General features: G+C 60.1%; 26 protein-coding genes. 10 read left to right on the top strand and 16 right to left on the bottom strand.

The genetic code is table 11. The features are described from left to right. Nucleotides 1–46: 46 nt before the first annotated feature. The 3 genes from RCF49_RS18795 to RCF49_RS18785 form a co-directional block, all read right to left on the bottom strand. Entirely contained in the window at nucleotides 47–907 is an 861-nt protein-coding gene (locus tag RCF49_RS18795; RefSeq protein WP_342641317.1) for an SDR family oxidoreductase, read from the bottom strand. Nucleotides 908–980: 73 nt separating this feature from the next. Next, nucleotides 981–1,220 (bottom strand): DUF2188 domain-containing protein, encoded by a 240-nt coding sequence (locus RCF49_RS18790; protein WP_342641316.1) that lies wholly within the window; start codon nucleotides 1,218–1,220, stop codon nucleotides 981–983. 107 nt (nucleotides 1,221–1,327) lie between these two features. Further along, nucleotides 1,328–1,942: a TIGR00645 family protein gene (locus tag RCF49_RS18785; protein WP_342641315.1), complete on the bottom strand. Its 615-nt coding sequence runs from the start codon at nucleotides 1,940–1,942 to the stop codon at nucleotides 1,328–1,330. A gap of 226 nt (nucleotides 1,943–2,168) precedes the next feature. Between RCF49_RS18785 and RCF49_RS18780 the strand changes: the two genes are divergently transcribed. The 3 genes from RCF49_RS18780 to RCF49_RS18770 all read left to right on the top strand — a co-directional run bounded on the left by RCF49_RS18780 (nucleotide 2,169) and on the right by RCF49_RS18770 (nucleotide 4,067). Beyond that, nucleotides 2,169–2,525 carry a hypothetical protein gene (locus RCF49_RS18780; protein ID WP_342641314.1) on the top strand — a complete coding sequence of 119 codons (357 nt, stop codon included), beginning with the start codon at nucleotides 2,169–2,171 and terminating at the stop codon, nucleotides 2,523–2,525. Nucleotides 2,526–2,637: 112 nt separating this feature from the next. Beyond that, nucleotides 2,638–3,321 carry a ribonuclease T2 gene (locus tag RCF49_RS18775; RefSeq protein WP_342641313.1) on the top strand — a complete coding sequence of 228 codons (684 nt, stop codon included), beginning with the start codon at nucleotides 2,638–2,640 and terminating at the stop codon, nucleotides 3,319–3,321. After that, nucleotides 3,318–4,067 carry a type 1 glutamine amidotransferase gene (locus RCF49_RS18770; RefSeq protein WP_342641312.1) on the top strand — a complete coding sequence of 250 codons (750 nt, stop codon included), beginning with the start codon at nucleotides 3,318–3,320 and terminating at the stop codon, nucleotides 4,065–4,067. The genes RCF49_RS18775 and RCF49_RS18770 overlap by 4 nt, the downstream gene beginning before the upstream one ends. 35 nt (nucleotides 4,068–4,102) lie before the next feature. On the opposite strand, the gene RCF49_RS18765 is transcribed toward RCF49_RS18770, so the two are convergent. The 6 genes from RCF49_RS18765 to hemF form a co-directional block, all read right to left on the bottom strand. After that, a complete protein-coding gene (locus RCF49_RS18765) occupies nucleotides 4,103–4,747 on the bottom strand; it encodes a carbonic anhydrase (RefSeq protein WP_342641311.1) in 645 nt (214 codons plus the stop codon). Between the two features lie 100 nt (nucleotides 4,748–4,847). Then, nucleotides 4,848–5,804: a DMT family transporter gene (locus RCF49_RS18760; RefSeq protein ID WP_342641310.1), complete on the bottom strand. Its 957-nt coding sequence runs from the start codon at nucleotides 5,802–5,804 to the stop codon at nucleotides 4,848–4,850. A gap of 531 nt (nucleotides 5,805–6,335) precedes the next feature. Beyond that, entirely contained in the window at nucleotides 6,336–7,052 is a 717-nt protein-coding gene (locus RCF49_RS18755; RefSeq protein WP_342641309.1) for a hypothetical protein, read from the bottom strand. Between the two features lie 1,047 nt (nucleotides 7,053–8,099). Beyond that, entirely contained in the window at nucleotides 8,100–8,723 is a 624-nt protein-coding gene (locus RCF49_RS18750) for a hypothetical protein (protein ID WP_342641308.1), read from the bottom strand. A gap of 147 nt (nucleotides 8,724–8,870) precedes the next feature. Then, on the bottom strand, nucleotides 8,871–10,022 hold the full coding sequence (locus RCF49_RS18745; protein WP_342641307.1) for an MFS transporter: 1,152 nt from the start codon (nucleotides 10,020–10,022) through the stop codon (nucleotides 8,871–8,873). A gap of 115 nt (nucleotides 10,023–10,137) precedes the next feature. Beyond that, a complete protein-coding gene (gene hemF / locus RCF49_RS18740; RefSeq protein WP_342641306.1) occupies nucleotides 10,138–11,034 on the bottom strand; it encodes an oxygen-dependent coproporphyrinogen oxidase in 897 nt (298 codons plus the stop codon). Between the two features lie 535 nt (nucleotides 11,035–11,569). Between hemF and RCF49_RS18735 the strand changes: the two genes are divergently transcribed. After that, nucleotides 11,570–13,399 (top strand): ABC transporter ATP-binding protein, encoded by a 1,830-nt coding sequence (locus RCF49_RS18735; RefSeq protein ID WP_342641305.1) that lies wholly within the window; start codon nucleotides 11,570–11,572, stop codon nucleotides 13,397–13,399. On the opposite strand, the gene RCF49_RS18730 is transcribed toward RCF49_RS18735, so the two are convergent. Next, nucleotides 13,396–13,878, bottom strand: a complete 483-nt coding sequence (locus RCF49_RS18730; protein ID WP_342644238.1) for a tRNA (cytidine(34)-2'-O)-methyltransferase — start codon at nucleotides 13,876–13,878, stop codon at nucleotides 13,396–13,398. The two genes, RCF49_RS18735 and RCF49_RS18730, sit on opposite strands and share 4 nt — an antisense overlap. 266 nt (nucleotides 13,879–14,144) lie before the next feature. Between RCF49_RS18730 and petA the strand changes: the two genes are divergently transcribed. From petA to RCF49_RS18710, 4 genes are all read left to right on the top strand, one after another. Then, complete coding sequence (petA, locus tag RCF49_RS18725) at nucleotides 14,145–14,708, top strand: ubiquinol-cytochrome c reductase iron-sulfur subunit (RefSeq protein ID WP_432807324.1); 564 nt, start codon at nucleotides 14,145–14,147, stop codon at nucleotides 14,706–14,708. A gap of 14 nt (nucleotides 14,709–14,722) precedes the next feature. Continuing rightward, a complete protein-coding gene (locus RCF49_RS18720) occupies nucleotides 14,723–15,982 on the top strand; it encodes a cytochrome b (protein WP_342641303.1) in 1,260 nt (419 codons plus the stop codon). Between the two features lie 21 nt (nucleotides 15,983–16,003). Then, nucleotides 16,004–16,855, top strand: a complete 852-nt coding sequence (locus tag RCF49_RS18715) for a cytochrome c1 (protein ID WP_342641302.1) — start codon at nucleotides 16,004–16,006, stop codon at nucleotides 16,853–16,855. Nucleotides 16,856–16,985: 130 nt separating this feature from the next. Then, nucleotides 16,986–17,873 (top strand): S-methyl-5'-thioadenosine phosphorylase, encoded by an 888-nt coding sequence (locus RCF49_RS18710; protein ID WP_342641301.1) that lies wholly within the window; start codon nucleotides 16,986–16,988, stop codon nucleotides 17,871–17,873. Nucleotides 17,874–18,268: 395 nt separating this feature from the next. On the opposite strand, the gene RCF49_RS18705 is transcribed toward RCF49_RS18710, so the two are convergent. Then, nucleotides 18,269–18,919: a hypothetical protein gene (locus tag RCF49_RS18705; protein ID WP_342641300.1), complete on the bottom strand. Its 651-nt coding sequence runs from the start codon at nucleotides 18,917–18,919 to the stop codon at nucleotides 18,269–18,271. A 111-nt stretch (nucleotides 18,920–19,030) separates the two neighbouring features. Continuing rightward, on the bottom strand, nucleotides 19,031–19,252 hold the full coding sequence (locus tag RCF49_RS18700) for a hypothetical protein (RefSeq protein WP_342641299.1): 222 nt from the start codon (nucleotides 19,250–19,252) through the stop codon (nucleotides 19,031–19,033). Nucleotides 19,253–19,408: 156 nt separating this feature from the next. Here RCF49_RS18700 and RCF49_RS18695 point away from each other — a divergent pair, with 156 nt between their 5' ends. Next, nucleotides 19,409–19,954, top strand: a complete 546-nt coding sequence (locus RCF49_RS18695) for an adenine phosphoribosyltransferase (RefSeq protein WP_342641298.1) — start codon at nucleotides 19,409–19,411, stop codon at nucleotides 19,952–19,954. A gap of 4 nt (nucleotides 19,955–19,958) precedes the next feature. Further along, nucleotides 19,959–21,056 carry an S-methyl-5-thioribose-1-phosphate isomerase gene (mtnA, locus tag RCF49_RS18690; protein WP_342641297.1) on the top strand — a complete coding sequence of 366 codons (1,098 nt, stop codon included), beginning with the start codon at nucleotides 19,959–19,961 and terminating at the stop codon, nucleotides 21,054–21,056. A gap of 79 nt (nucleotides 21,057–21,135) precedes the next feature. On the opposite strand, the gene RCF49_RS18685 is transcribed toward mtnA, so the two are convergent. The 4 genes from RCF49_RS18685 to pth are packed head-to-tail and all read right to left on the bottom strand — an operon-like array spanning nucleotide 21,136 to nucleotide 23,870. After that, entirely contained in the window at nucleotides 21,136–21,639 is a 504-nt protein-coding gene (locus tag RCF49_RS18685) for a MaoC family dehydratase (protein WP_342641296.1), read from the bottom strand. Next, nucleotides 21,629–22,093 carry a MaoC family dehydratase gene (locus RCF49_RS18680; RefSeq protein WP_342641295.1) on the bottom strand — a complete coding sequence of 155 codons (465 nt, stop codon included), beginning with the start codon at nucleotides 22,091–22,093 and terminating at the stop codon, nucleotides 21,629–21,631. Before RCF49_RS18680 ends, RCF49_RS18685 begins: the two co-directional genes overlap by 11 nt. A 33-nt stretch (nucleotides 22,094–22,126) precedes the next feature. Next, nucleotides 22,127–23,224, bottom strand: coding sequence for a redox-regulated ATPase YchF (gene ychF / locus RCF49_RS18675; RefSeq protein WP_342641294.1), 1,098 nt, complete (start codon nucleotides 23,222–23,224; stop codon nucleotides 22,127–22,129). Between the two features lie 4 nt (nucleotides 23,225–23,228). Beyond that, nucleotides 23,229–23,870: an aminoacyl-tRNA hydrolase gene (pth, locus tag RCF49_RS18670; RefSeq protein WP_342641293.1), complete on the bottom strand. Its 642-nt coding sequence runs from the start codon at nucleotides 23,868–23,870 to the stop codon at nucleotides 23,229–23,231. Nucleotides 23,871–23,898: the final 28 nt, after the last annotated feature.

The following is a 23,898-nucleotide window of genomic DNA, read 5'->3' as shown; positions in this document are numbered from 1 at the left end:
CTAACGAAGGATGCACCATCCTTCCTGAAGCGCCTTGCAGGCACACTTAGATGATTGGCTTGCCGCCGGTGACCGCAATAGTGGCGCCCGAGACATAGCTCGCCTCGTCAGATGCCAGCATCACATAGATGGGCGCCACTTCGACAGGCTGGCCCGGCCGCTGCATCGGAACCTGCTTGCCGAAGGACTTCACGCTGTCGGGCGGCATCGTCGAGGGAATGAGCGGTGTCCAGATGGGGCCCGGCGCAACGGCGTTCGCGCGAATGCCCTTTTCAGCAAGCAATTGCGCAAGGCCGGCCGTGAAGTTCTGGATCGCTCCCTTGGTCGTTGCATAGGGCAAGAGACCAGGGTTCGGGCTGTCGGCATTAATGGACGCGGTATTGATGATCGAGGCTCCCGGCTTCATGTGGGGCAATGCCGCTTTCACCAGATAGAACATGGCCGAGATGTTGATGGCGAAGGTGCGCTCCCATTCATCATCGGAGATCTCATCGAGAGATGAAAAGCTCATCTGATGGGCCGCATTGTTGACGAGGATATCGATGCGGCCAAAGGCTTCGGCCGCCTGGGCGATGATGCGACGGCAGTGCGCCGCGGCAGAGATGTCGCCCGGCACGAGGAGGCATTTCCGGCCTGAAGCTTCCACCTGCTTGGCCGTGTCTTCCGCATCCTCATGTTCGTTCAGATAGGAGATGAGGACGTCCGCTCCCTCCCTGGCAAATGCGATGGCAACGGCACGGCCGATGCCGGAATCGCCGCCGGTGATGATGGCGGCCTTGCCATTCAGCCGGCCCGATCCACGATAGCTCGTCTCGCCATGATCGGGCTTGGGCTTCATCGCGCCGGTGAGCCCCGGCACCGGCTGCTGAGGCGTATCAAATGGCGGCTTCGGGAAATTCGTGTCCATGGCTGATCCCTTGAGTCCTGAGCAATGTCTTGCGTCGGGAACACGGAGCCATGGGAGAAGGTTGCGACTTGGCTCAGGCCTTCACTTCGGTTTCAGGCCGATCGTCGCCGGAGGCCTCCTCCTGATGCCAGCGGCCTTTGCTGTCCTCGTATTCGATGGTTGCGCTCGGCCCCGGCATTTCCTGCTCGCGGGCCACTCGCTGAGCGGCATCCAAGGCCTCCTCGCGGGTGGCGAAGGTTTCCGAATAGACATCGCCGAGCCGATAAGCCCAACCGCCATCATGCTCGACGACTTCATAGGTAATGCGCGTCATAACTGCCTCGCAGGATTTGCTCCTGGAGCACAACGAGCGCGCACCCGCACCCGTTCCCACGACAGGTCCCGCTCCCTCCTGCGCGCTGCTGGTGGACGCCGCCCTCCTTAATGTGCGGCCGGGCTTGGCGTAGGAGCGCTGGGAGCGGCCTGTTCGGACAAGGATGATTTGTGGTGGTATTTGCCGGGCCCGAAATGCGACAGGCGCTCGACAAAGGCGATGCCGATCGCGGACAGGATGAACACGCAATGGATGAGCGTCTGCCAGAGAATGCCAGCCTCGGCGTAGCGCGAGCCTTCGCTGCCGAGATTACCGGCCTCGATGAAGGTGCGCAGGAGGTGAATCGAGGAGATGCCGATGATCGCCATTGCGAGCTTGATCTTGAGAATGCCGGCATTGACGTGGCTCAGCCATTCCGGCTCGTCCGGGTGGCCTTGCAGCCTCAACCGGGAGACGAAGGTCTCATAGCCGCCAACGATGACCATCACCAGAAGGTTTGAGATCATCACGACATCGATGAGGCCCAGGACGACGAGCATGATCTGCTGTTCGCCGAATTCGGCGGCGTGCATCACCAGGTGCCAAAGCTCCTTCATGAACAGAAGGACGTAAATCACCTGGGCAACGATGAGGCCGAGATAGAGTGGCAACTGCAGCCATCGCGACCCGAAAATCATCAGGGAAAGGCGCGGCAGCTCGCCGGCACCAGCAGGATAGGACATGGCTCTCTCGAAATAGCTAGGACAATGCAGTGCCTATCTACGGCATTGCGCAAGCCATTCCAAGCACACCGAAGCAACCTCCCCTCACGTCTCTGACATGATCGAAGGTCTGATCCCAGCTTCGCAACTTCATCGCGCGTGCGGCGTTAGCAGTGTCGAACGCGCACCGGCCCCACGGGAACAAGAATGCCGGAGCGGCACCTACGATTCCGGAGGATGAAGGCATATGGCCCGCAGCAGAAAAACCGAACGGCGCTATCTGTCCGAGGAGGAGATCAGCCTCCTTGATAAAACGCATTTCCCGGAACTTCGGAACGTCCAATCCCCCGATCTGCTCAAGCTGAGGAAGCGATTGCGGGAAATCAGGGAAACCGCGGGGAACAGCCGTAAGTTGCTGCAGCCGGGCGTCGCCCAGCCCAAGGCGATCGGCGCACCGCAGGAGGCGGACGGGACCGGGTCCAAAATGCGACGGGATATCCTCTCGGCGGCGGTCAAGCGGGTGAACCGGGAGATCGAGCGCCGACGAACGGCCGGGATGTCGGGACATCCCGAAGGAGAAAATTCTCTCAACCAACATGCCTGAAAACCCGCCGCCGCAGCCCTGAATCGACTTGCGGCGGCGTTGGGCTTCTATCATAGTTCAGACAGTGCCCGGACCCCCGCCGGCCAGCTCCCGCCTCTGGGGATGTTTGTCCATGACCTGTCTCTTGAGATACCTGGCAGCCGTCATTGGCTTGCTTGCGATCAGCATTAACCCATCTCCAAGCTTCGCGCGCGGCGAGAGCCCCGGGAATTTCGACTATTATCTGTTGGTGCTGTCCTGGTCGCCGAGCTATTGCGCGACCAGCAGCGGCCGGCGCGATACGGCGCAATGCAATGGGGAAAGACCCTATGCATTCATCGTCCATGGTCTTTGGCCGCAATATCAGAAGGGATGGCCCGATTTCTGCGAACCAGCAGAGCGCTGGGTTCCGGATGAGACGATCGCATCCATGCTGGACATCATGCCGTCCAAACGGCTGATCATCCATGAATGGCGGCGGCATGGGACCTGCTCAAATCTCGAGCAGGACGACTATTTCGCTCTCATTCGAAACCTGTTCGGTCAGCTTAACATTCCGGAGAAATATCAGGCGCCGAGCGAGGACATCATCACGACGCCGGATCAGCTGCGCAGCGATTTCGTGGCGGCCAATCCCGGGCTCGACGAGACGATGATCGGGGTCTATTGCGGCAACAGGCGGAATGAGGCCCGGCTCAGCAATATCCGGCTCTGCTACACACCCGACGGTAAGCCCATGTCCTGCCAGCACGACCGCCGCCAATGCCGGGCGGAAAACCTGATCCTGCCCGCTGTGCGCTCCAGGACTCCGCAATGAAAAAGGAAGAGCATCCAGCGCGTGTGCTCATCTTTCAGCATATGGAGCTGGAAGGACCCGGTCTCTTTGCGGATCTTATGAAGGCACGCGGCCTGTCCTGGGACGTGGTCCATTTCTATCGCGGCGATGCGATACCGGCGCTGCAGGACTATGACCTGCTTCTGGTCATGGGCGGGGTCCAGGATGTGTGGCAGGAAGATAAGTTCCCGTGGCTCATCGCAGAGAAGGCGGCGATCCGCAACTGGGTGAGCGATCTTGGCAAGCCTTATCTCGGGATCTGCCTCGGCCATCAATTGCTCGCCGATGCGCTTGGCGGCGAGGTCGGCCCGGGCGCGCAGGTGGAGTTCGGTCTGCACGAGGTCAGTGTCACCGAGGCTGGACGTGTGGCTCCGCCTTTTGCGACCCTCCCCCCAACGAGCCGGTGGATGCAATGGCATGGGGCGGAGGTCAAGACCCCGCCAGCGGATGCAAAGGTGCTTGCCTCCTCCGAAATTTGTGCCGTGCAGGCCATCCAAGTCGGCCCGCATGCCTTCGGGCTGCAGTTCCATGCGGAAGCCTCTCGGGAGACCATCGCCGCCTGGAGCGCGATGAAGGCCTTCAAACGGCTGGCCGAGAAAACACGGGGCCCCGAGGGTGAGCAGCAGATTTCGGCTGAGATCGGGGCCGAGCTGCCAGAGATCAATGTAAAGGCAGCGGCACTGTTCGAGGGTATCCTCGAGGCTGCGGTGACGCTCGAAAGTACGTGAGGCAGGAGAGACCCCTCTCCTGCCTCCTGGGACTCTCAAGCGGGCTTTCCGTTCTCGACCCCTAGCGGCGCGAATTCGCCTGTGGCCGGATCGAGCAATTCGAGATTACCGGCTTCTATGTCGAACAGCATGCCATGAAGCGCAAGCTGGCCCGCGGAGACCCGTTCAGCAACCCATGGGAAGGTCTTAAGGTTATCCAGTGAGACCTTAATCACCTCCCGCTCGCAAAGCCGCTGAACATGCGCTTCCTCTATCCCCTCGGCCGCGCGCGCCAGGGCGGCCTCGCGCGCCGTTGTGGCAATCGACATCCAGTGGGAGACGAAGTCGAAGCTTCCGTCCGGGCCATGGAGCAGCGCGCCGACACCTCCACAGGATGAGTGCCCAAGGACGATGACGTGCTGCACCTTCAGATTGCGCACGGCAAACTCGATGGCCGCGCTGGTTCCGTGATATTCCGCATCCGGCTGGTAGGGCGGGACCAGATTGGCGACATTGCGGACGACAAAGATCTCGCCCGGAGCCGTCTGAAAAATCAAATGAGGGTCGATGCGCGAATCCGAGCAGGCGATGACGAGGGACCTTGGAGACTGTCCGCGGGTCGCCAGAGATCCGAACAGCGACTGCAGCTCCGGCCAGGATTGCTCTCGAAACCGACGAAATCCATTCAGCAGATCTTTCATACGCTTACCTCATTCCCTGTCGCCGGCTTTAATAATCCCAAGCCGCGGTTGAGGGCAATGGACTATACTTAAGGTTGAACGTTAAAAAAATTCGCGCAGATCAAACGACGGCGGGCGGGCGGGCGCGGCGGGCGCCGGTCACCGCCTGATAGATAATGGCGGAAATGATGATCGCGCCGCCAGCGAGGGTGAGCCTGTCCGGCACTTCATGCACAAAGAGCCAAACCCAAATCGGGCTCAGCACGAGCTCGGTGAGCGACCCCAATGTCATTTCGGCCGGAGAAAGTCGGCGCGCGCCCAAGGTGAAGAGCAGCATGCCCAGGGCCAGCAGCAGGCCGATCGCGAGCCCAAGCAGAACATCCCTGACGGACATCGCCGGACTTACATCAGCACCGGCGCCGCTTTCGGTCCACAGACCCGCGCCGAGGAGGACGAAGGCCGCGACGGCTGCCTCAACCAGACCTTTGTGCAGGGTTGCCGGATTCATGTCCCTCCCGGCGGCACTTTTCAGGATGATGCTATAGCCGGCGAAGGCAAGGGTCGAAAAGAGCATAAGAATGCTGCCGATCATACGCCCGCTCTCGAGCCCATCGAAGACCATCAAGAAGACGCCGAACAGGCTTGCAGCCATGGCGATCCAGGTTTCTCGCCTCACCTTCTCCGCCAGGATCCAACGGCCCAGAAATGCTGCAAAGAAGGGCCCTGCCCCGACCATGAACACCGCATTGGCGATCGTGGTGAAGTTGAGGGCGACAACGAAGAAGATGCCGGATGCTCCAATCGCCAGTCCGGCGGCCAAACCCCGCCACCCTGCCTGGCGAACGAGGCTCCACGGCTTGCCTCCACTGAGAATGACGAGCACTGGCACCGTGCCGAGCACCATGCCGAGACCGCGAACCAGCAAGATCTGCCAGGGATCGGCGCCGTCCATCAAACGGATGAGCAATCCTTGCGTGCTCCAGAGGCAGCCCGCAAAAATCACAAGGAGCATGCCCACAAGAACACTTTCGGCGCGGGGCGCAGTGCGACCACCACCCGGCGAAAACACCTGGGCCATGCCACCTCCACCGGCCGAAGCACGGAGCTGAGTGATAACAGCCGGTGCCAGACGGCCGGCCGACAGCCTCACTGTGATGCAATTTGAAAGATGCGGCAATCCGTTTCTGGGACGAGCTACGCTGCTAGATCAGGTTGTCGAGAAGGCTCGTTCCGGGGTCATGACAGGGGTCGTTTTGCGGGCATTCGATTATCGTCGGAACGCCATCGCTGGTGGCCGCTCCGACGAGCTTTTGGGAGATGCCACCGGTTGTTTTGACCAAGTCCCGGTCGTGGGAAAATGGGCTTGGCAGAAAAATAAGCTTCAACACTGAATGCAGCAGATTCATGGGCTGAAGGTCAGCGCCGAGCTCATTGTATCCGGCTGTCACTGATGTGTCTCCTTTTGGCGCGGCTTCTCGCGAGGACGGGACTCACCGGCCTCTAAGGGATCATCAATCTTTTCCCAGTGGAGAAACCGCGGCCAAACGATGTCTAAAGCTGGAAAGCAGTTCCGCTATCCAGCTGAGACAGGGTCAGGCTTTTGGACCCATTAACTGGGCCAGAAGCCATCATGGACTTGCACGTGCTCTCCGCCAAAGCCGCCAGCAGCTGGCTGGTAACCGGGATGGCCACCATACCACGAAGCCGGATAACCGAAGGTTCCGCCGGGGTGGCTGCCGTAACCACCACCACCATAACCGGCAGGATGAACGCCACCGAATTTCATGCCAGTATACTCGCCATAAGCGGCGCCGCCAAAGCCACCGCCGGGCTGGCTGACGTAACCACCGCCACCAGGATGACCGGCGATCCAGCCACCATAACCGCCACCAGGATGAACGCCACCAGGATGACCGCCACCAGGATGACCGCCAAACCAGCCACCAGAGCCGCCGCCGGGATGACTATAACCGCCACCGAAGCCGGGATAACCATAACCGCCACCAAAGCCGCCGCCAGAATGGCCGCCGATGTCCGGCGTATGGTCACCGTTAGGGGAACCGTGATCGAATATTTTCGAAAGGATAGTTGGCCCTACTTTATCGATCATATTCATGCCAGTAAGCAGAGCCTTGTCCAGAATTGACCCTCCACCAACATGAGCGGCACCTTTGGTTCCGGCGGAATCACCACCGCCTCCGAACAGGCCAGAAAGCAAATTTCCACCTAAGCTAATGAGGGACGGCGCAGCCGCCCCTATCACTCCTGGGAGCACTGTTGCAGCAGCTTCCCCAAGAGCAGGCAATAAAGCACCAGCAATAGCCATTTTACTCTCCGAGACAATAACATGTAGAAATATGTACTATGAATGAGAATTATTTCCAAATGATATATTGGAAAGATTCAATAACACTTACACGATGATATAGAAATATTCGTACATATTGCACACGTGATCGCTATTTCATCACGATTGCTTGGCAAATATTTCGATCCGATATGCGTGGCGCAAGCAATTTGAGCGCGGCAGCGCTTCCCGCGAGCCGGTCAAAAACTCTTTAGATCGCCCGCAACCACCTGATCACAGAAGAAGTTGAGGAAGCGCGATGCCCCCGAAAGAATCTCAGCGGCGCGGAGAGGCTCACCCGGGCAGCGCCTCTGCGCGGCCGTTGGCCCGACATCTGGGGTAGCTGACTGTTAGAGCGTTCCCACTTTTCTTTGAATCGCGAACCTGTCTAAGTTCTTGCTTATTTGGATTTCTTTACGCGAACCGGTATCTTCGCTCGAAATGCTCCAGGCTCGACGAAAACTGTCTAGCCTAGCAACGCCTTAGCGGTAGACTTGCTCCTAATTTGGCTGCCCCACCGCCGGCAAGAAAACTCGCCCCCTGGGACATACGTTCCAGAGTTGCGATGCAACAGCACGAGCCCAGGCGACGCTCATCGAGGTCACCCGGGCCTCAACCCACGCCAGACTTCCCGATCGATTATAACATCGCGTCAATGGGCCCAGGGGTTGTCATTTGGGTGTGGATCCGGGTTCGGGTGTGGATCCGGGTTCGGGTGTGGATCCGGGGTTGGATGCGAGTTGTGATTATGCGCACCACCTAGGGCATCCAGACCGTCATGGATCAGACCGCCGAGACCACTGATAGTATCCCCGGCGGCCTTAATACCTCCACCAAGGAAACTGCCCCAAGCCTGCACAACTTGACCTGCCGCTTGACCGGCGTGTCCGAGCGCTTCACCAATAAAACTCATGATACAACCTCCAAATTGTAAGAATACACTTCAAACGATAAACAAAACTATTGAATACATCCTATATAACGATGACAATCAATATATTAATTCGCTGAACGATTCGCGTTAAATTATCCCATGTGAGAAGCTGTTTGATTTTGAGCGCCGTGCAGATTCGCCAGCTGAGACCAAAGATCGGACACTTGATCTGGCGCGTGGCCAGCTTCGGCGGAATACAAGGCAAATGCCGGGGCATGAGCGGTGGATGTGCCGGGACCACCGAGATAGCCGGCGGCCTTCAATTGCTGAATGACTTCGCCCCCCTTCTCGATGCCGTACTGAAGCACGATCTGTTGTTCCACCTGCTTGTTCTGAGCATCTAGCTGCGCCTGCGTGAGAGCTTTATTCTGTTCCATCTGCAATTGCGCCTGCTTGTCCATCTGTTTCTGCTGCCAATACGCGATCCCGAACATTGGCACTATCCCACTTAGGGTGCCGACACCCGCCTGGATGATGAGATCCGACAGGCTGGCCGGCTTCGCCGCGGCGGCTTGGACCGCTCCGGCAGCTGCGCCGGCGCTATTGTGCGAAGGCGCCGGCCCGTGATCGCCAGCATGCCCCGGGTTGAAGCCAGGCTTCGCCAAACCGGCTAGAGCTGCTGTTGGATGAAATGCCTCTGCGCTGTGCAGGACTGATGAAGCAATCGGGGCCAGATTGCCTACCTTACTAGCGATCTTTCCAAAGAGAGATGCCACGTTGAAATACTCCTCACCAATGAAGCGATTGCCTGGACGCGCTTCCTTGCACCATCCCAAGGCGTTTACACAATCATAGGTAGCATAACGCCCACCGCAGCGCGAGTCCCATGATGTGCCCTTACGGATTTTTAAGGAGTGAACCGACTATCTTTTCCGATCACGAAGAATGATGAGCCCTGAAAAGGCAAAGAACACAAACGACATCGCCAGGGGAAAACCATCGGCGCCGAAAAGCTCCATGGACCAGCCGCCAAGACTCGGTCCCACCATGCCGCCGAGTCCCCACATGGAGGCAAAGGCTGCCGCGCCGGCCACGAGCTCAGGCCCCTTATAGCGCTCGCCCAGAATGGCAATGGCCATGGTATAGATGCCAAAGCCGCATGCCCCAATCAGCACGAGCAGAGGCCACATGAGTACCGTGCCCATAGCCTTGGGCAAGAACAGCGCGGCGAGGGCAGTTATGAAAGCGCAGGCCAGCATGACCTTGCGCTTTGGCAGGTGATCCCCGATCCAGCCTATCGGAAATTGCAGAATGAGATTGCCCGCGATGAGAACGGTGAGCGCAAAGGTGGAGAGGTTTACCGACAGGCCATGGCGCAGGCCATACAGGGGAAAGAGCGCGAGCACCGCCGCATCGAGCAATGCAAAGGCACCCACCGCGAGCAGCAGAATGGGCGCCCTGGCGAAGAAGCCAAAGAAGGAGGCCGGCTTTTCCGTGCCATCGCTTTGATCATCGATCTCGACGAAGGTGATCGGGATGATGGCGAGAAACATGATACCCGCGCCGATCAAAAAGGGCAGCCAGCCGCGAAAACCCGTGAAGGGCAGCATGGCTGGTCCCAGAGCAAAACCACCGGACAGAATACTTGCATAGATTGCGGTGATCCGACCGCGATACGGCCCCTCGGCGGTCCTCACCACCCAGGATTCCGAGACAGCAAAGAGCGTGCAGGCCAGAGCGCCCAGCACGAAGCGGAGCGGCAACCAAATCCACATGCTCTCCACGAGCTTGAAGCTCATCAAAACCAGGGCGACGAGGACACAGCAGGCCTGCGCAACCCGCTTCGAGCCGAAGCGAGCGGTCAGATGTGGAATGACGGGGCCCGCCGCCAGAACACCCAGAGGTCCGAAACTTGCCTGGATGCCGATCATGGTGGCTGAATAGCCTCGATCCTCGAGGATCAGCGAGAATAAGGGAAAGCTCAGACCCAGGGTGATGTCGAAGACGGTCACGCAAGCGATCGCCGCAATCAGCGTGCGCCAGCGCGACCGGTCCAGACCGGCGATTCTACTCATGAGACATCACTCCTCCTCAGCGGAGGTGATGCCTTGTCAGTTAGGCAAGCGCAATGGCGTTGCTGAACGGTAGTTCAGTTTTACCAGAATTGTTGCCTCGGCAACCCTCATCGGGTCACGGCCAGGCAACGAGCGGTGGAAGGGAGGAGAGAATTGCCTCGACATTTCCACCGGTCTTCAACCCGAAGGTGGTGCCCCGGTCGTATAGAAGATTGAACTCGACATAACGGCCCCGGCGCGTGATCTGCTCGCGCCGATCATCGTCGGTCCATGGCATATGCATGTTCCGGCGAACGATCATCTCGTAGACATCGATGAAAGCGCGGCCAACATCCTGGGTAAAGGCAAAATCGGCATCCCAATCGCCGCTATTGTGGTGATCAAAAAAGATGCCGCCTATGCCGCGAGGCTCATTGCGGTGGGGCAGGAAGAAATACTCATCGCACCATGCCTTGTAGCGCGCATAATCAGCGCAAGTATGCGCCTCGCAGGCGCGGCGCATGGCAGTGTGGAATGCGATCGCGTCGGGATCATCCTGGGTGCGGCGACGCTCGAGCACGGGGGTCAGGTCCGCGCCGCCGCCAAACCATTCACGGCTCGTGACGATGAAACGGGTATTCATGTGCACGGTCGGCACATTGGGGTTGAGCGGGTGCACGATCAGCGAAATGCCGGTCGCGAAGAAGCGGGGGTCCTGGTCGGCTCCGGGAATCTGCCTGGCAAAATCGGGGGAGAATGCGCCGTAAACGGTCGAGACGTGGCAGCCCGCCTTCTCAAACAGCCGGCCTTTGAGCAGGCCCATCACGCCACCACCGCCAGTGCCCTCTTCGCGCAACCAGGCTTTGCGCTCGAAACGGCCGGCGGGCGCGCCGGAGCCATTGTCGCCAAACTCGTCCTCCAACGCTTCCAGGCGGCGATGGATGTCGTCGCGCAATGTCTCGAACCAAGTACTGGCCCGGAGCTTGCGGCGCTCGAGCGCATCGGCTGAATGGTGATCGGACGAAACGGTCATGTCTTTACCTGAACATTGGAGACGAGAAGCCGTGCGCGCCAACGGCTCAACATCGCGCTCGGCACGCCCTGCGTGCAGAATGCCTATTCGCTCGCCGGTGTCCAGTATGCCAAGGGACACATATTTGATGGTTTGCATTTTCCAGAATTTCTGCTAGACACCTCTCCCCTTCGCGGCACTCAGGTGCGCGCGAAGGCTCATCAGCACCGACCACAAAGGTCCGAAAACCCATGACCATCGCATCGATGTCGATGGCGGGCTGATCCACAGGGTCAAAGACGCCCCGGACGGCCAGCCACACCGGATCCCTTCCGATCCGTTCGCCAGCCAACTGCTCCGGAGCGCTCCATGATTTTCTATCGCAGTTCTTTTCCCAAACTCGTTCTCTCGGCCAGCACCGGGCTCATGCCGCGCTGGCTGCATCGATACGCCTGAGCTCAGCACGCAGCCTGCGTTCGTCGGTCCTCGAGAGAAATTGCGGCCAGTCCGCAGGCGCCCACGCCATACCCATTTCAAGCATATCCGGAGCTTTCCCGTGTTTCGCTATTTTGAACGTTCCATTGATCCCTTTCGTCCGGTCGATATTGGCCGCCCTCCAGACCGGCTCCTCGCCTTCACCTGGCATTATGCAAGGCAATGCGGCTGGCCACTCGTGGCCATACTCGTGGTCGGGTTTGCCGTGGCCATCGTCGAGGTCAGCATCCTCGACTATATCGGCCGGATCATCGACATCCTGCGGGCCACCACGCCGGATCGCCTGATGGCTGATCACGGCCGCGAGCTCCTATGGATGGCGCTGGTCATCATCGTGGCACGGCCGGTGGTTCAGGGATTTCACCTGTTGCTGCTGCATCAGGCGATCGAGCCCAATTTCGGCGGCCTGATCCGCTGGCAAGCCTATCGTTATGTGCTGCGCCAATCGGTGTCGTTCTTCCAGAATGACTTTGCCGGCCGGATCGCCAATAAGATCATTCAAACGGGACCAGCTCTGCGCGAAAGCGTGACGAGCCTGGTGGATGCGGTGTGGTATTCGGCGATCTATGTTGGCAGCGCGGTCCTGCTGTTCGCCCAGGCGGATCCGCGGCTGGCTGCGCCGATCCTCATCTGGCTCTGTGCTTATGTGTTCATTCTGTGCCACTTCGTGCCAAAGGCCAAGAGACGGGCGACAGCCACGTCGGAGGCGACCTCGATGATGGTCGGACGCATCGTCGACAGCTACTCCAATATCATGACGGTTAAGCTGTTCGCCCATGCGAGCCGGGAGGATGCGTATTTCCAGGAGGCCGTCAGAGAAACGACCGACAAGTTCTACGTGATGATGCGCGGGCTCACCGCGATGAACTTCTCGCTCACCGTGATCAACAGCCTGCTGATCGCGGGAACTGCCGGCGTTTCACTGTGGCTGTGGCACGGGCAGGCCATCAGTGTCGGCGCGATCGCCTTCGCCACCGGACTTGCGGTGCGCATGACCAATATGTCCGGCTGGATCATGTCGGAGATCACCGGACTGTTCGAAAATCTCGGCCGGGTCGAGGAAGGTATGGAGACCATCTCCAGGCCCTATGAGATCAATGACGCGCCGAATGCACGAGAGCTCATCGTCTCACAAGGCGAGATCCGGTTCGAGCATGTTGGCTTCCATTATGGGAAGGAGGGCGGGATCATCGATGATCTCTCCTTCACGGTGCAGCCCGGCGAGCGTGTCGGCCTGATCGGGCGCTCCGGTGCGGGCAAGTCCACCATCGTGAGCCTGCTGCTGCGGTTTCACGACGTGGAGTCCGGCCGCATCCTGATCGATGGCCAGGATATCGCGATGGTTTCGCAGGAGAGCTTACGCGCGGCGATCGGCGTCGTCTCGCAAGATACCTCGCTCCTTCATCGGTCGGTCGCCGACAACATCGCCTATGGGCGGCCGGAGACCAATATTGCTGAGATCGAGCGGGCGGCCAAGCTGGCGGCCGCGCACGACTTTATCCTGAAGCTCGAGGATCCGCGCGGCCGGCAGGGTTATGCTGCGCATGTGGGTGAGCGGGGGGTGAAGCTCTCGGGCGGACAGCGGCAGCGGATCGCCATCGCTCGTGCGATCCTCAAGGATGCGCCCATCCTGGTTCTGGACGAGGCGACTTCGGCGCTCGATTCGGAGGTCGAGGCCGAGATCCAGGAGCAGCTTTATCAGCTGATGGACGGCAAGACGGTGATCGCGATCGCCCACAGACTCTCGACGATTTCGAAGATGGACCGGCTGATCGTGCTGGATCGCGGGCATATCGTCGAGCAAGGCACGCACGAGGCGCTCATCCGCGATGGCGGGCTTTATGCACAGCTTTGGCAGCGCCAGTCGGGCGGCTTTCTCGCCGATGCCTAAATGACAGGTCCGACCGCAATGGAAGAGAGGCCCTGGGTCCGTGTCTGGCGCAGGGCCTCGCCGAGCACCATGGCGCAGGCCATAGCGACATTGAGGGAGCGGAAGCCCGGCTGCATGGAGATCGTCACGCGCAGATCGGCGCGGGCGTGGACCGTTTCAGGCACGCCGGCGCTCTCGCGGCCGAGGAGCAAGATGTCGTCGGGCGCGTAGGCCACATCCAGGTAATCATCGCTTGCCTTGGTGGTGAGCAGGATGAGCCTCCGGTGAGCGCTCCATTCAAGAAAATGGTCGAAAGAGGCATGGCGGGTGAGCGGCACCCGGTCGAGATAATCAAGCCCCGCACGGCGCAAGCCCCGCTCGCTCCAGGTGAAGGCCGCGGGCTCGATGATGTGCACAGGCACGCCGAGGCAGGCGCCGAGCCGCAGCAGCGTGCCGGTATTCTGCGGAATATCAGGCTGATAGAGGGCGATATCGACCATGGTTCGGCGCTGCTCGAAGCACAAGAATGTGGCATCCTTATGCGACACTTTGCCGGGCGGCGCCATGACTGGACATTCCCAGATCACGATGCGAAAAGACGTCCTGTCTGAGAAGGATTCTAGACTCCCTCGAAGACAGGAGGAGGTATCTTCGCGACCGGGCGCTGTGCCGCACCGGAAGTTGAGATTCCGCCTTTGTAGGTTTTTGCCTGCCCGATATCATTGCCGGACCGTCCTGGACCGGTAACTTAAAGGGGTTGAATTCAGTGGTTGCCGCAAGCGAAACCCAAGAGCCGACACGGCGCGACTTCCTTTACATCGCCACGGGCGCCTTCGCCGCTGTCGGCGTAGCCGGAGTGGCTTGGCCGCTTATCGATCAAATGAACCCGGACAGATCGGTGCTGGCGCTGGCTTCCACCGAGGTGGACCTGTCTCAGCTGCAGGAAGGCCAGAGCATCACCATCACCTGGCGCGGCAACCCCGTATTCGTGCGCCATCGGACGGCGAAGGAGATCGAGGAGGCCAAAGCGGTTCCCGTCGATCAATTGCCTGATCCGGTTGCCCGCAATGCCAACCTGCCCGACGATGCACCGGCCACCGACGAAAACCGCGTCATCAACGGCAAGGAGCAGTATCTGATCCAGATCGGGGTGTGCACACATCTCGGCTGTGTGCCGATCGGACAAGCGGGTGATTTCGACGGCTGGTTCTGCCCGTGCCACGGCTCGCATTATGATTCGGCGGGTCGCATTCGGAAAGGTCCGGCACCGCAGAACCTGCATATTCCACCCTATACATACACCAGCGACACTAAAGTGACGATCGGCTAAGGAGATTAGCTCCGATGAGCGGCGGACCTTCCACCTATGAGCCGAAATCCGGCATCGAGAAATGGCTCGATCAGCGTTTGCCGATCGTCCGGCTCGCCCATGACCAGGCTCTCGCTTTCCCAACCCCGCGGAACCTGAATTACTTCTGGACCTTCGGCGGCATTCTGACGGTGTTTCTGGCCATTCAGATCATCACCGGCATCACGCTGGTCATGCATTACACGCCGGATACGCGGCTGGCCTTCGACAGCGTCGAGCACATCATGCGCGACGTGAATTATGGCTGGCTGATCCGCTACATGCACGCCAACGGCGCCTCCTTCTTCTTCATCGCCGTCTACATCCACATTTTCCGCGGCCTCTATTACGGATCCTACAAGGCCCCGCGCGAGGTTCTGTGGATCATCGGCGTCATCATCTATCTCGTCATGATGGCGACCGCGTTCATGGGCTATGTGCTGCCTTGGGGGCAGATGAGCTTCTGGGGCGCGAAGGTCATCACCAACCTGTTCAGCGCCATTCCCTTCTTCGGGGATGCGATCGTCACCTGGCTGTGGGGCGGCTTCACCGTGGACAATCCCACGCTGCAGCGGTTCTTCGCCCTGCACTATCTCCTGCCCTTCGTGCTGGCCGGCCTTGTCGCCCTGCATATCTGGGCGCTGCATGTGCCCGGTAACAACAACCCGACCGGGGTCGCGGTGAAGTCGAGCCAGGACACGGTGCCGTTCCATCCGTACTACACCATGAAAGATGCCTTCGCGATCATGGTGTTCCTGTTCGTCTTCGCGCTGTTCGTGTTCTACCTGCCCAATTATCTCGGGCATGCGGTGAACTATGAGATGGCGGATCCGCTGAAGACGCCGGCGCATATCGTTCCGGAATGGTACTTCCTGCCCTTCTATGCGATCCTGCGGTCGATCCCGGACAAGCTCCTCGGCGTCGTCGCGATGTTCGGCGCGATCGTCGTGCTGTTCTTCGTGCCCTGGCTCGACACTTCGAAGGTGCGGTCCAGCAACTATCGGCCGATCTACCGGCAGTTCTTCTGGCTGCTCGTCATCGACTGCATCCTGCTGGGCTATGTGGGCTCCAGGCCACCGGAGGGTATCTGGGTCACCATCGGCCAGATCGGTACGATCTATTACTTCCTGCACTTCCTGGTCATCCTGCCGGTGATCGGCCTGATCGAGACGCCCAAGCCCCTGCCCTCGAGCATCTCGGAAGCAGTTCTTGGCGGCAAGAAGGCCGGGCAGACGCAACCGCAACCCGCCGAGTAAGCGATGGTCGAAAGCAAGCCCATGTCTCAGACAGTCACGACAAAAAGAGCACGCAGCCTGCTGGCAGCCATCTCGGTCGGCCTTGGCCTTGCGCTGGCCTCTCCGGCACTGGCCGCCGAAGGGCAGCACGAGGCGAAGGATATCTCCTTCTCGTTCGAGGGTCCGTTCGGCACCTTCGACCGGGCGCAGCTGCAGCGGGGCTACCAGGTCTATAAGGAGGTCTGCTCCGCCTGCCACAGCATGCATTTGCTCTATTTCCGCAATCTCGGCGAACCAGGTGGCCCGGAATTTCCCGAGGAGCAGGTGAAAGCGATCGCAGCCGGGTATCAGATCCAGGCTGGTCCCAACGAAGACGGCGAAATGTTCGAACGGCCCGGTCTGCCATCCGATCATTTCCCGAGCCCCTATCCCAATCCAAATGCGGCGCGGGCCGCGAATGGGGGCGCGCTGCCGCCTGATCTGTCCCTGATCACCAAGGCACGGCCGGGCTGGTTTGGTACCTTCAACCAGCTCGTCTACGGGATTGGCGGGCCGCAATATGTCTATTCGGTGCTGACGGGTTACGAGGATCCACCGGCAGACGTCGCTGCCAGCGGCCCTGCGGGGAAGGCCTATAATCCCTATTTCGCAGCCGGACCGTGGATCGGCATGCCGAAGCCGCTCAATGACGGCCAAGTCACCTATCAGGATGGTACGGAGGCAACCGTCGATCAGATGGCGAGGGACGTCTCAACCTTCCTCGCATGGGCGGCAGAGCCGAAGATGGAGCAGCGCAAGGAGCTCGGCTTCCAGGTGCTGATCTACATCGCCATTCTGAGCGTGCTGCTTTATCTCACCAAGCAGAGGATCTGGTCGCGTATCGGGCAACATTGACCCCTGCTTCGTGCGATCATCGATCTGAAAAATCCCCTCCCCCTTCCGGAGGGGATTTTTTGTGGGTAAGTCAGGGTGCTCATTGGCATCCGATCGGTCCGACGGATCCGCTGAATAAGGACTGCGCTTCATGACCAAAGCTGTTCTCGGCATCATCGGCGGCAGCGGCTTCTATGACCTGCCGCTGACCCATGCCCGCCAGGAAAAGATCGCCAGCCCCTGGGGCGAGCCATCGGACCGCTTGACCATTGGCGATATCGACGGGCTGACGGTGGTGTTCCTGCCGCGTCACGGCAAAGGCCATCGCCTGTCACCGAGCGACATCAATTATCGCGCCAATATCGATGTCATGAAGCGCGCTGGCGTGACCGATCTCGTCTCGGTATCGGCGTGCGGGTCGTTCCGCGAGCATATGGCCCCCGGCACATTCGTGCTGGTCGACCAGTTCATCGACCGGACCTTTGCGCGGCCGAAGAGCTTCTTCGGTGCGGGCTGCGTGGCGCATGTCTCCTTGGCGGAGCCGGTAAGCCCGAAGCTGGTTGAGCGCGTCGCAGCGGCAGCGCGTGCCGAGAGCATTCCACATCATACAGGGGGCACCTATCTCGCGATCGAGGGCCCGCAATTTTCCACGCTGGCCGAATCCAAGCTCTATAGGGAATGGGGTTGCGATGTCATCGGCATGACGAATATGCCGGAGGCTAAACTCGCGCGTGAGGCCGAGATTTGCTACTCGTCGGTTGCGATGGTTACGGATTTCGATTCCTGGCACCCAGACCATGGGGTGGTCGACATCACGCAAATCATCAAAGTGATGACCGAAAATAGCGAGAAGGCGCGCCGGCTCGTCATTCGTCTGGCGCAGATGCTCCCGCGTGAGCACGAGCCCTGTCCGATCGGTTCCGATCGGGCGCTCGAGCATGCCATTATCACGGCGCCGGATGCCCGGGATCCAGCGCTCGTGGCCAAGCTCGACGCGGTTGCCGGCCGGGTTCTGAAGAGCTCTCCCGCTCGTTCGTAGACAGTCTCGTAAGCTGAACGACCGTTCCGCAGGAATGCCGCGCCGGCGTCTTATTTTGCGCATGACATCGGATGATCTGCCGGATCATACGGGATAAGACGCACCGGCTGCTCACGACGGGTCCCCACATCACCCAAGGTCATGGCTTTCGCATTCAGTTGGGAGCCGATCTGCAAGAGCGTGCCGGGCTGACCGCGGGGTGGAGATGACCGAGGACTACACAGAAAGCCCAAGCATCCTGAACAGGGTCTGGAGCTTCTTGTCGGGGATCTTCCGCAATACGCACCAGTATGTTGGCGACTCGCCCGAGATTGGATCCGCCAATGGGCATCATGCTGACTGGGCGGCTCATGGCGAGCTCCGGGAGATCCAAGAACCACCCCTTTAGCCGCCACTCAGTTCACAATGAAGGGAGAGGCGTGCATTGCAGAGTCCTCGGGATGCGCATCATGGCTGGGCGCTGAGCTGACACCGGACATGATGATCGCCATTTTCGTCAGGAGCGCCACTGGATCGGTGGAGGCAGAAATGCCTTCGACCGCGTGTTTGGCAGTGAATGCTGCGGCAGAGGCCGATGGGTGTCGGGCGTTTTCTTCCCGCGTTTGGGTGGAGGCATCCTCCTGCGAAAGAGAGCCGGCGCGCTCGAAATGCGAGACCAAGGCGGAAAGCTCTTGCTTGGCCATTGGCACCCACTCGGCTCTTGGCAGCAGAGCCGGCCTGTGCTGCGCGACCGATCCATCCCCGAGAGATCTGTCCGTCTCCTCCATGAACGTATAGAGGCGGTTTGCCTCCTGATCGATGGCCTCCTCGAGGCGCGCCGGATGGCGATGTACGCCCTGGCTGACCAGACCCGCAAAATGGTCCATGGTGTGTTCAATTTCAGCGTTGTAAGCGCTGACCGTCGCTGGATTTACGTGAACAGTCGGCCCATAGATCTTGGAGACAGAGGCGCTGGCCCCCGCCTGCACCTCATGCTCCGGGACGAGGCTCGAATACATCGACCAATTCTTCAGCGCTGTTTTCACGCGGCTCAATGACAGGGGCATGCGTGGCTCCAATGACGAACACGCACCTGCGTACAATCTTAAATTGTTTTTATAAGGGCGACGAGCCGTGCAACATAAAAGAGCACGCTCCCGCCGAGAACCGCTGCCGCATCAGGCCCCGATGCCGGGACCGACGCTGCCAGTGCCCCAGTGGAACGTAAAGGGGATCCAGGCAAAGCTGGTCACGCCGAACAGGAGCAGCAGGAGCATGCTCACCAGCCACAGGATCACGAAGGCGGGGATCGAGGCGATGGCAAGCTTCACCAGGAACCGCACCATTGACCAAAAGGGCATGCGGATATCGGTGACAACCACTTCGCGCTGATCGGTCATGGGAATGGCTCCGGTAATGCTTGCGTTATCCATCGTTTCACGGATGCGAAAAGACGCTCATCCCATAGTCGAAAGATTGTGCCGTTTCTGTTAAGGAAACGTCGGTTCGCAAGACCTGAACGCGCTGGACCTTAACCGCGAAAGGAAGCCCGCCCGATGAACGTCCGCAGCAACACGGACATCAAGAGCCTGATCCGTTCGATCCCGGACTATCCCAAGCCCGGCATCATCTTCCGCGACGTGACGACGCTGTTTGCCAATGCGCGCGGTCTGCGTGCCACCATCGATGAGCTCATCTGGCCATTTATTGGTGAACAGATCGACTTTGTCGCAGGGATCGAGGCGCGCGGGTTCATTCTGGGCGGAGCCGTCGCACGCGAGCTTGGGGTGGGCTTCATTCCGATCCGCAAGAAGGGCAAGCTGCCCTGGAAGACCATCGGCAAGGAATATCAGCTCGAGTACGGTGTCGACACGGTGGAGATCCATGCGGATGCGGTGGGCAAAGGCGATCGCATTCTGCTCGTCGACGACTTGATCGCCACCGGGGGAACGGCCAATGCCGCAATCGAGCTTCTCGAGGAATCGGCCGGCGAGGTGGTGGCTGCGGCGTTCGTGATCGACCTGCCCTTCCTCGGGGGTGCAGAGAAGATCATGGCGCGCGGGCTGAAAGTCCATTCTCTCGTGGCATTCGAGGGCGAATAGAGCCATGAAGGTCAACGGCGCCCATTACCGCTCGATCTGGTGCGAGGGAAACGGCGGTCAGTCGGTCAAGATCATCGATCAGACACGGCTGCCACACGCCTTCGTCGTCGTTGCGCTCGAAAGCCTGGAGGATGCCGCCACAGCGATCGAAACCATGCAGGTGCGCGGGGCACCGCTGATCGGTGCGACGGCTGCCTATGGAATTGCGCTCGCGCTCAAGGTCGATGCATCCGATGAAGCCCTCGAAGCAGCCGCTGCCCGGCTGCGGCGCACCCGCCCCACCGCCATTAATCTCAACTGGGCGATCGATGAGATGCTCGCTGCCATTCGCAATCGGCCGCGAGAGGCGCGGGCAGCCGCAGCCTTCGCCAAAGCAGCAGAGATCTGCGATGAAGACGTCGAAACGAACCGCTGCATCGGCAAGCACGGCCTTGCGCTGATCCAGGAGATCGCCAAGGAGAAAGCCGGACAGACCGTCAACATTCTCACCCATTGCAATGCGGGTTGGATCGCGACAGTCGATTGGGGCACCGCGCTTGCACCGATCTATATGGCGCATGAGGCCGAGATTCCGGTCCATGTCTGGGTGGATGAGACGCGGCCGCGCAATCAGGGGGCCGCACTCACGGCCTGGGAGCTCGGCCAGCATGGGGTCCCGCATACGATCATCGCGGACAATAGCGGCGGACATCTCATGCAACATGGCCAAGTCGACCTGTGCATCGTCGGTACGGACCGAACCACGGCCCAGGGGGACGTGGCCAACAAGATCGGTACGTATCTCAAGGCGCTCGCCGCACGGGACAATAACATTCCGTTCTACGTGGCGCTGCCCTCCTCTACCATCGACTGGACCATCAAAGACGGTGTGGCCGAAATTCCTATCGAGCAGAGATCGCCGACGGAGGTCACCCATATGACCGGACGGAGCGCTCAAGGGGACATCATAACCGTCGAGATTGCAGCGCCCGGCAGCCCTGCAGCAAATTACGCGTTCGATGTCACTCCAGCCCGGCTCGTCACCGGCCTCATCACGGAGCGTGGTCTCTGCCCGGCAAGCACGGAAGGTCTCCTGTCGCTGTTTCCGGAGCGGCGAGGCTAAGAGTAAGAGCGTTTTCGTTCGAAAACGCGCTCCAACTCGCCTTCCGCGCATTTATAGGGTTGTTTCGGAGCAGGCTGCGTTACTGCGCGGACTGCGCTTCAGTGGCGCCGAACATCTCGACCAGCACCTTGCACTTGATCGAAATGACTTCCTCGCCCGTCTGCTTGCGGCCGACAATATGCACGGTCACCATGCCCCAGCCCGGGCGCGAGGCCAGTGGCCGCTTGGCAAGCAGCGTGGCGCTGTAGGTCACCTCGTCACCGACATAGACGGGCTTGGGCCAACGAAGGTCCTCGAAGCCTGGAGACGGCCCCAGCTCCGGCCAGCGGCCGCGCCGCGGCTGGTGCGTGGCGCGGAAGGCCTCCTGATAGGTGAGGTTGCAATACATCCATGCGGATGCTGTCTGCCAGCCAGAGGCACAGAGGTGGCCAAAAATGGAGTTCCGTCCCCCCTCCTCCGACAGGTGGAAAGGCTGCGGGTCGAACCAGCGGGCAAAGCGGACAATGTTCTCTTCGGTGAAGCGATAGCTGCCGACGAGAACCTCTTCGCCCAGCTGCATGTCCTCGTAGAATTCAACGAACATGGGCACTCTCAGAGGCTCGGGTCTTGAACAGGTTAGCGCCACGCATCTCGACGAAGATCACGCCTGCAGGATCGTGGAGCTGCCAAAGCATCTTGGTGATGCCCATTTCCGGGCGTTTGGCCGAGACCCGCGCCTCAAGCACCTCGCTGCGCAGCTGGTAAGGCCCTGGCCGGAGCGGCTTTATCCAGCGGCATTCATCGAGACCAAAGGACCCCATGCCGGCGGCGCGGTTGATATAGCTCTCGGCAATGAGCCGCATGACGAGGCTGCTGGCATGCCACCCGCTGGCACAGAGGCCCCCAAGCAGGCTTGCCTCTGCCGCGGCCTCATCGGTGTGGAAGGGGAGCCAGTCGAATTCGCGCGCGTATTCCTTGATCGCGTCCGCGGTTAGCTCATAGACGGGCGAGGTGAACACCCGGCCAACGGTGAAATCCTCGAAATAGAGTTCCGGCATCGATCCTCTCAGCCCGGTTCGCGCGCTCCAGCCTCAAGTTGCAAAGCGGAAATGCATGACGTCGCCATCACGCACGATATAGTCCTTGCCCTCAAGCCGCATGCGGCCGGCTTCCTTCGCCCCCGTCTCGCCATTGAAGGCGACATAGTCTTCATAGGCAATGGTTTCGGCGCGAATGAAGCCTTTTTCGAAGTCCGTGTGAATAACGCCAGCCGCCTTAGGCGCGGTAGTCGCCTGGCGAATGGTCCAGGCCCGCGCCTCCTTCGGGCCAACAGTGAAATAAGTGATGAGCTGTAGCAGCCTGTAGCCCTCGCGGATCAGGCGGTTGAGGCCCGGTTCCTCGAGATTGAGCTCCGAGAGATAGTCCTGGCGCTCAATAGTGTCGAGCTGGGCAAGCTCCGCCTCGATCTGGGCGGAAATGACCACCGCCCCTGCTCCTTCGGCGTGCGCCTTCTCGAAGACCTGCTCGGAATAGGCATTGCCGGTGCCTGCAGAGGCCTCCTCCACGTTGCAGACATAGAGCACAGGCTTGGTGGTGATGAGGCCCAAGCCCTTCCACGCGGTTATTTGGTCAGGGGCCACCTCAGCGAAACGGGCGGGCTTTCCCTCGCGCAGCAGCATAAGCGCCTTGTCGATCAGCTCCAGGCTGGCCTTGGCTTCCTTATCGCCGGACTTGGCTTTCTTCTCGATGGCGATGCGGCGACGCTCCAGGCTCTCGAGGTCCGCCAGCATGAGCTCAGTCTCGACGATCTCGGCATCGCGCAGAGGGTCAACCTTGCCCTCGACGTGGGTGACATCGTCATCCACGAAGCAGCGCAGAACATGGGCGATCGCATCAACTTCACGGATATTGGCCAGGAACTGGTTGCCCAGGCCCTCCCCCTTGGAGGCGCCACGCACCAGGCCTGCAATATCCACGAAGGTGAGCCGGGTGGGGATGATCTCGCGAGAGCCGGCAATACGGGCAAGAGTGTCAAGGCGCGGATCAGGAACCGCCACATCGCCTACATTCGGCTCGATGGTGCAAAAGGGATAGTTGGCCGCCTGTGCCGCTGCGGTCTGGGTCAAGGCATTGAAGAGCGTCGATTTCCCGACATTGGGAAGACCGACGATGCCACAGCGGAACCCCATAGGCTCAGTCCTTTTCAGATGTGCTTGCCGACACCTGGCCTTGCGCCTTCCCTGCCGTCTGCGGCTTCGGGGTAGCAGGCTTCAGTGCAGCGTGAATTCGGTTTTGAAAGGTTTCCGGCTTGTCGGTCACGAGCAGGGCTGCATTGTCCGCAACCGCGTCCATCAGCGGATCCAGCCAGGCCGCATCCGCCTTCGCGAAATCGCCAAGCACATGACCGAGAACCAAATCCTTGTGACCGGGATGACCGATGCCCAGGCGGATACGGGTGAAGTGCGGCCCGATATGGGCGATCAGTGATCTGATGCCATTATGGCCGGCAGCCCCGCCACCGAGCTTGATTCTGACCTTGCCCGGCGCGAGATCGAGCTCGTCATAGAACACGATCACGTCGGTGGGCTCGGCCTTGTAGAAACGCAGGAGCTCACCCACCGACCGGCCCGACTCGTTCATGTAAGTCAGGGGCTTCAGGAGCAGAACCCGCTCGCCCCCAAGCTCACCCTCGGAGAGCTCGCCCTGGAAGCGCGCGCGCCATGGGGTGAACCGGCCATGGCGGCGATGGATCGCATCCACCGCCATGAAGCCGATATTATGCCGGTTATTCGCATATTTCGGGCCTGGATTGCCCAATCCGACGATGATCATCATCGGCGTCCAAGCCTCTCCCGATATGCCG

The organism is Rhodoligotrophos sp. CJ14 (genome assembly GCF_038811545.1).
Lineage (GTDB): Bacteria > Pseudomonadota > Alphaproteobacteria > Rhizobiales > Im1 > Rhodoligotrophos > Rhodoligotrophos ferricapiens.
This window is presented reverse-complemented; position numbering and strand designations above follow the sequence as displayed.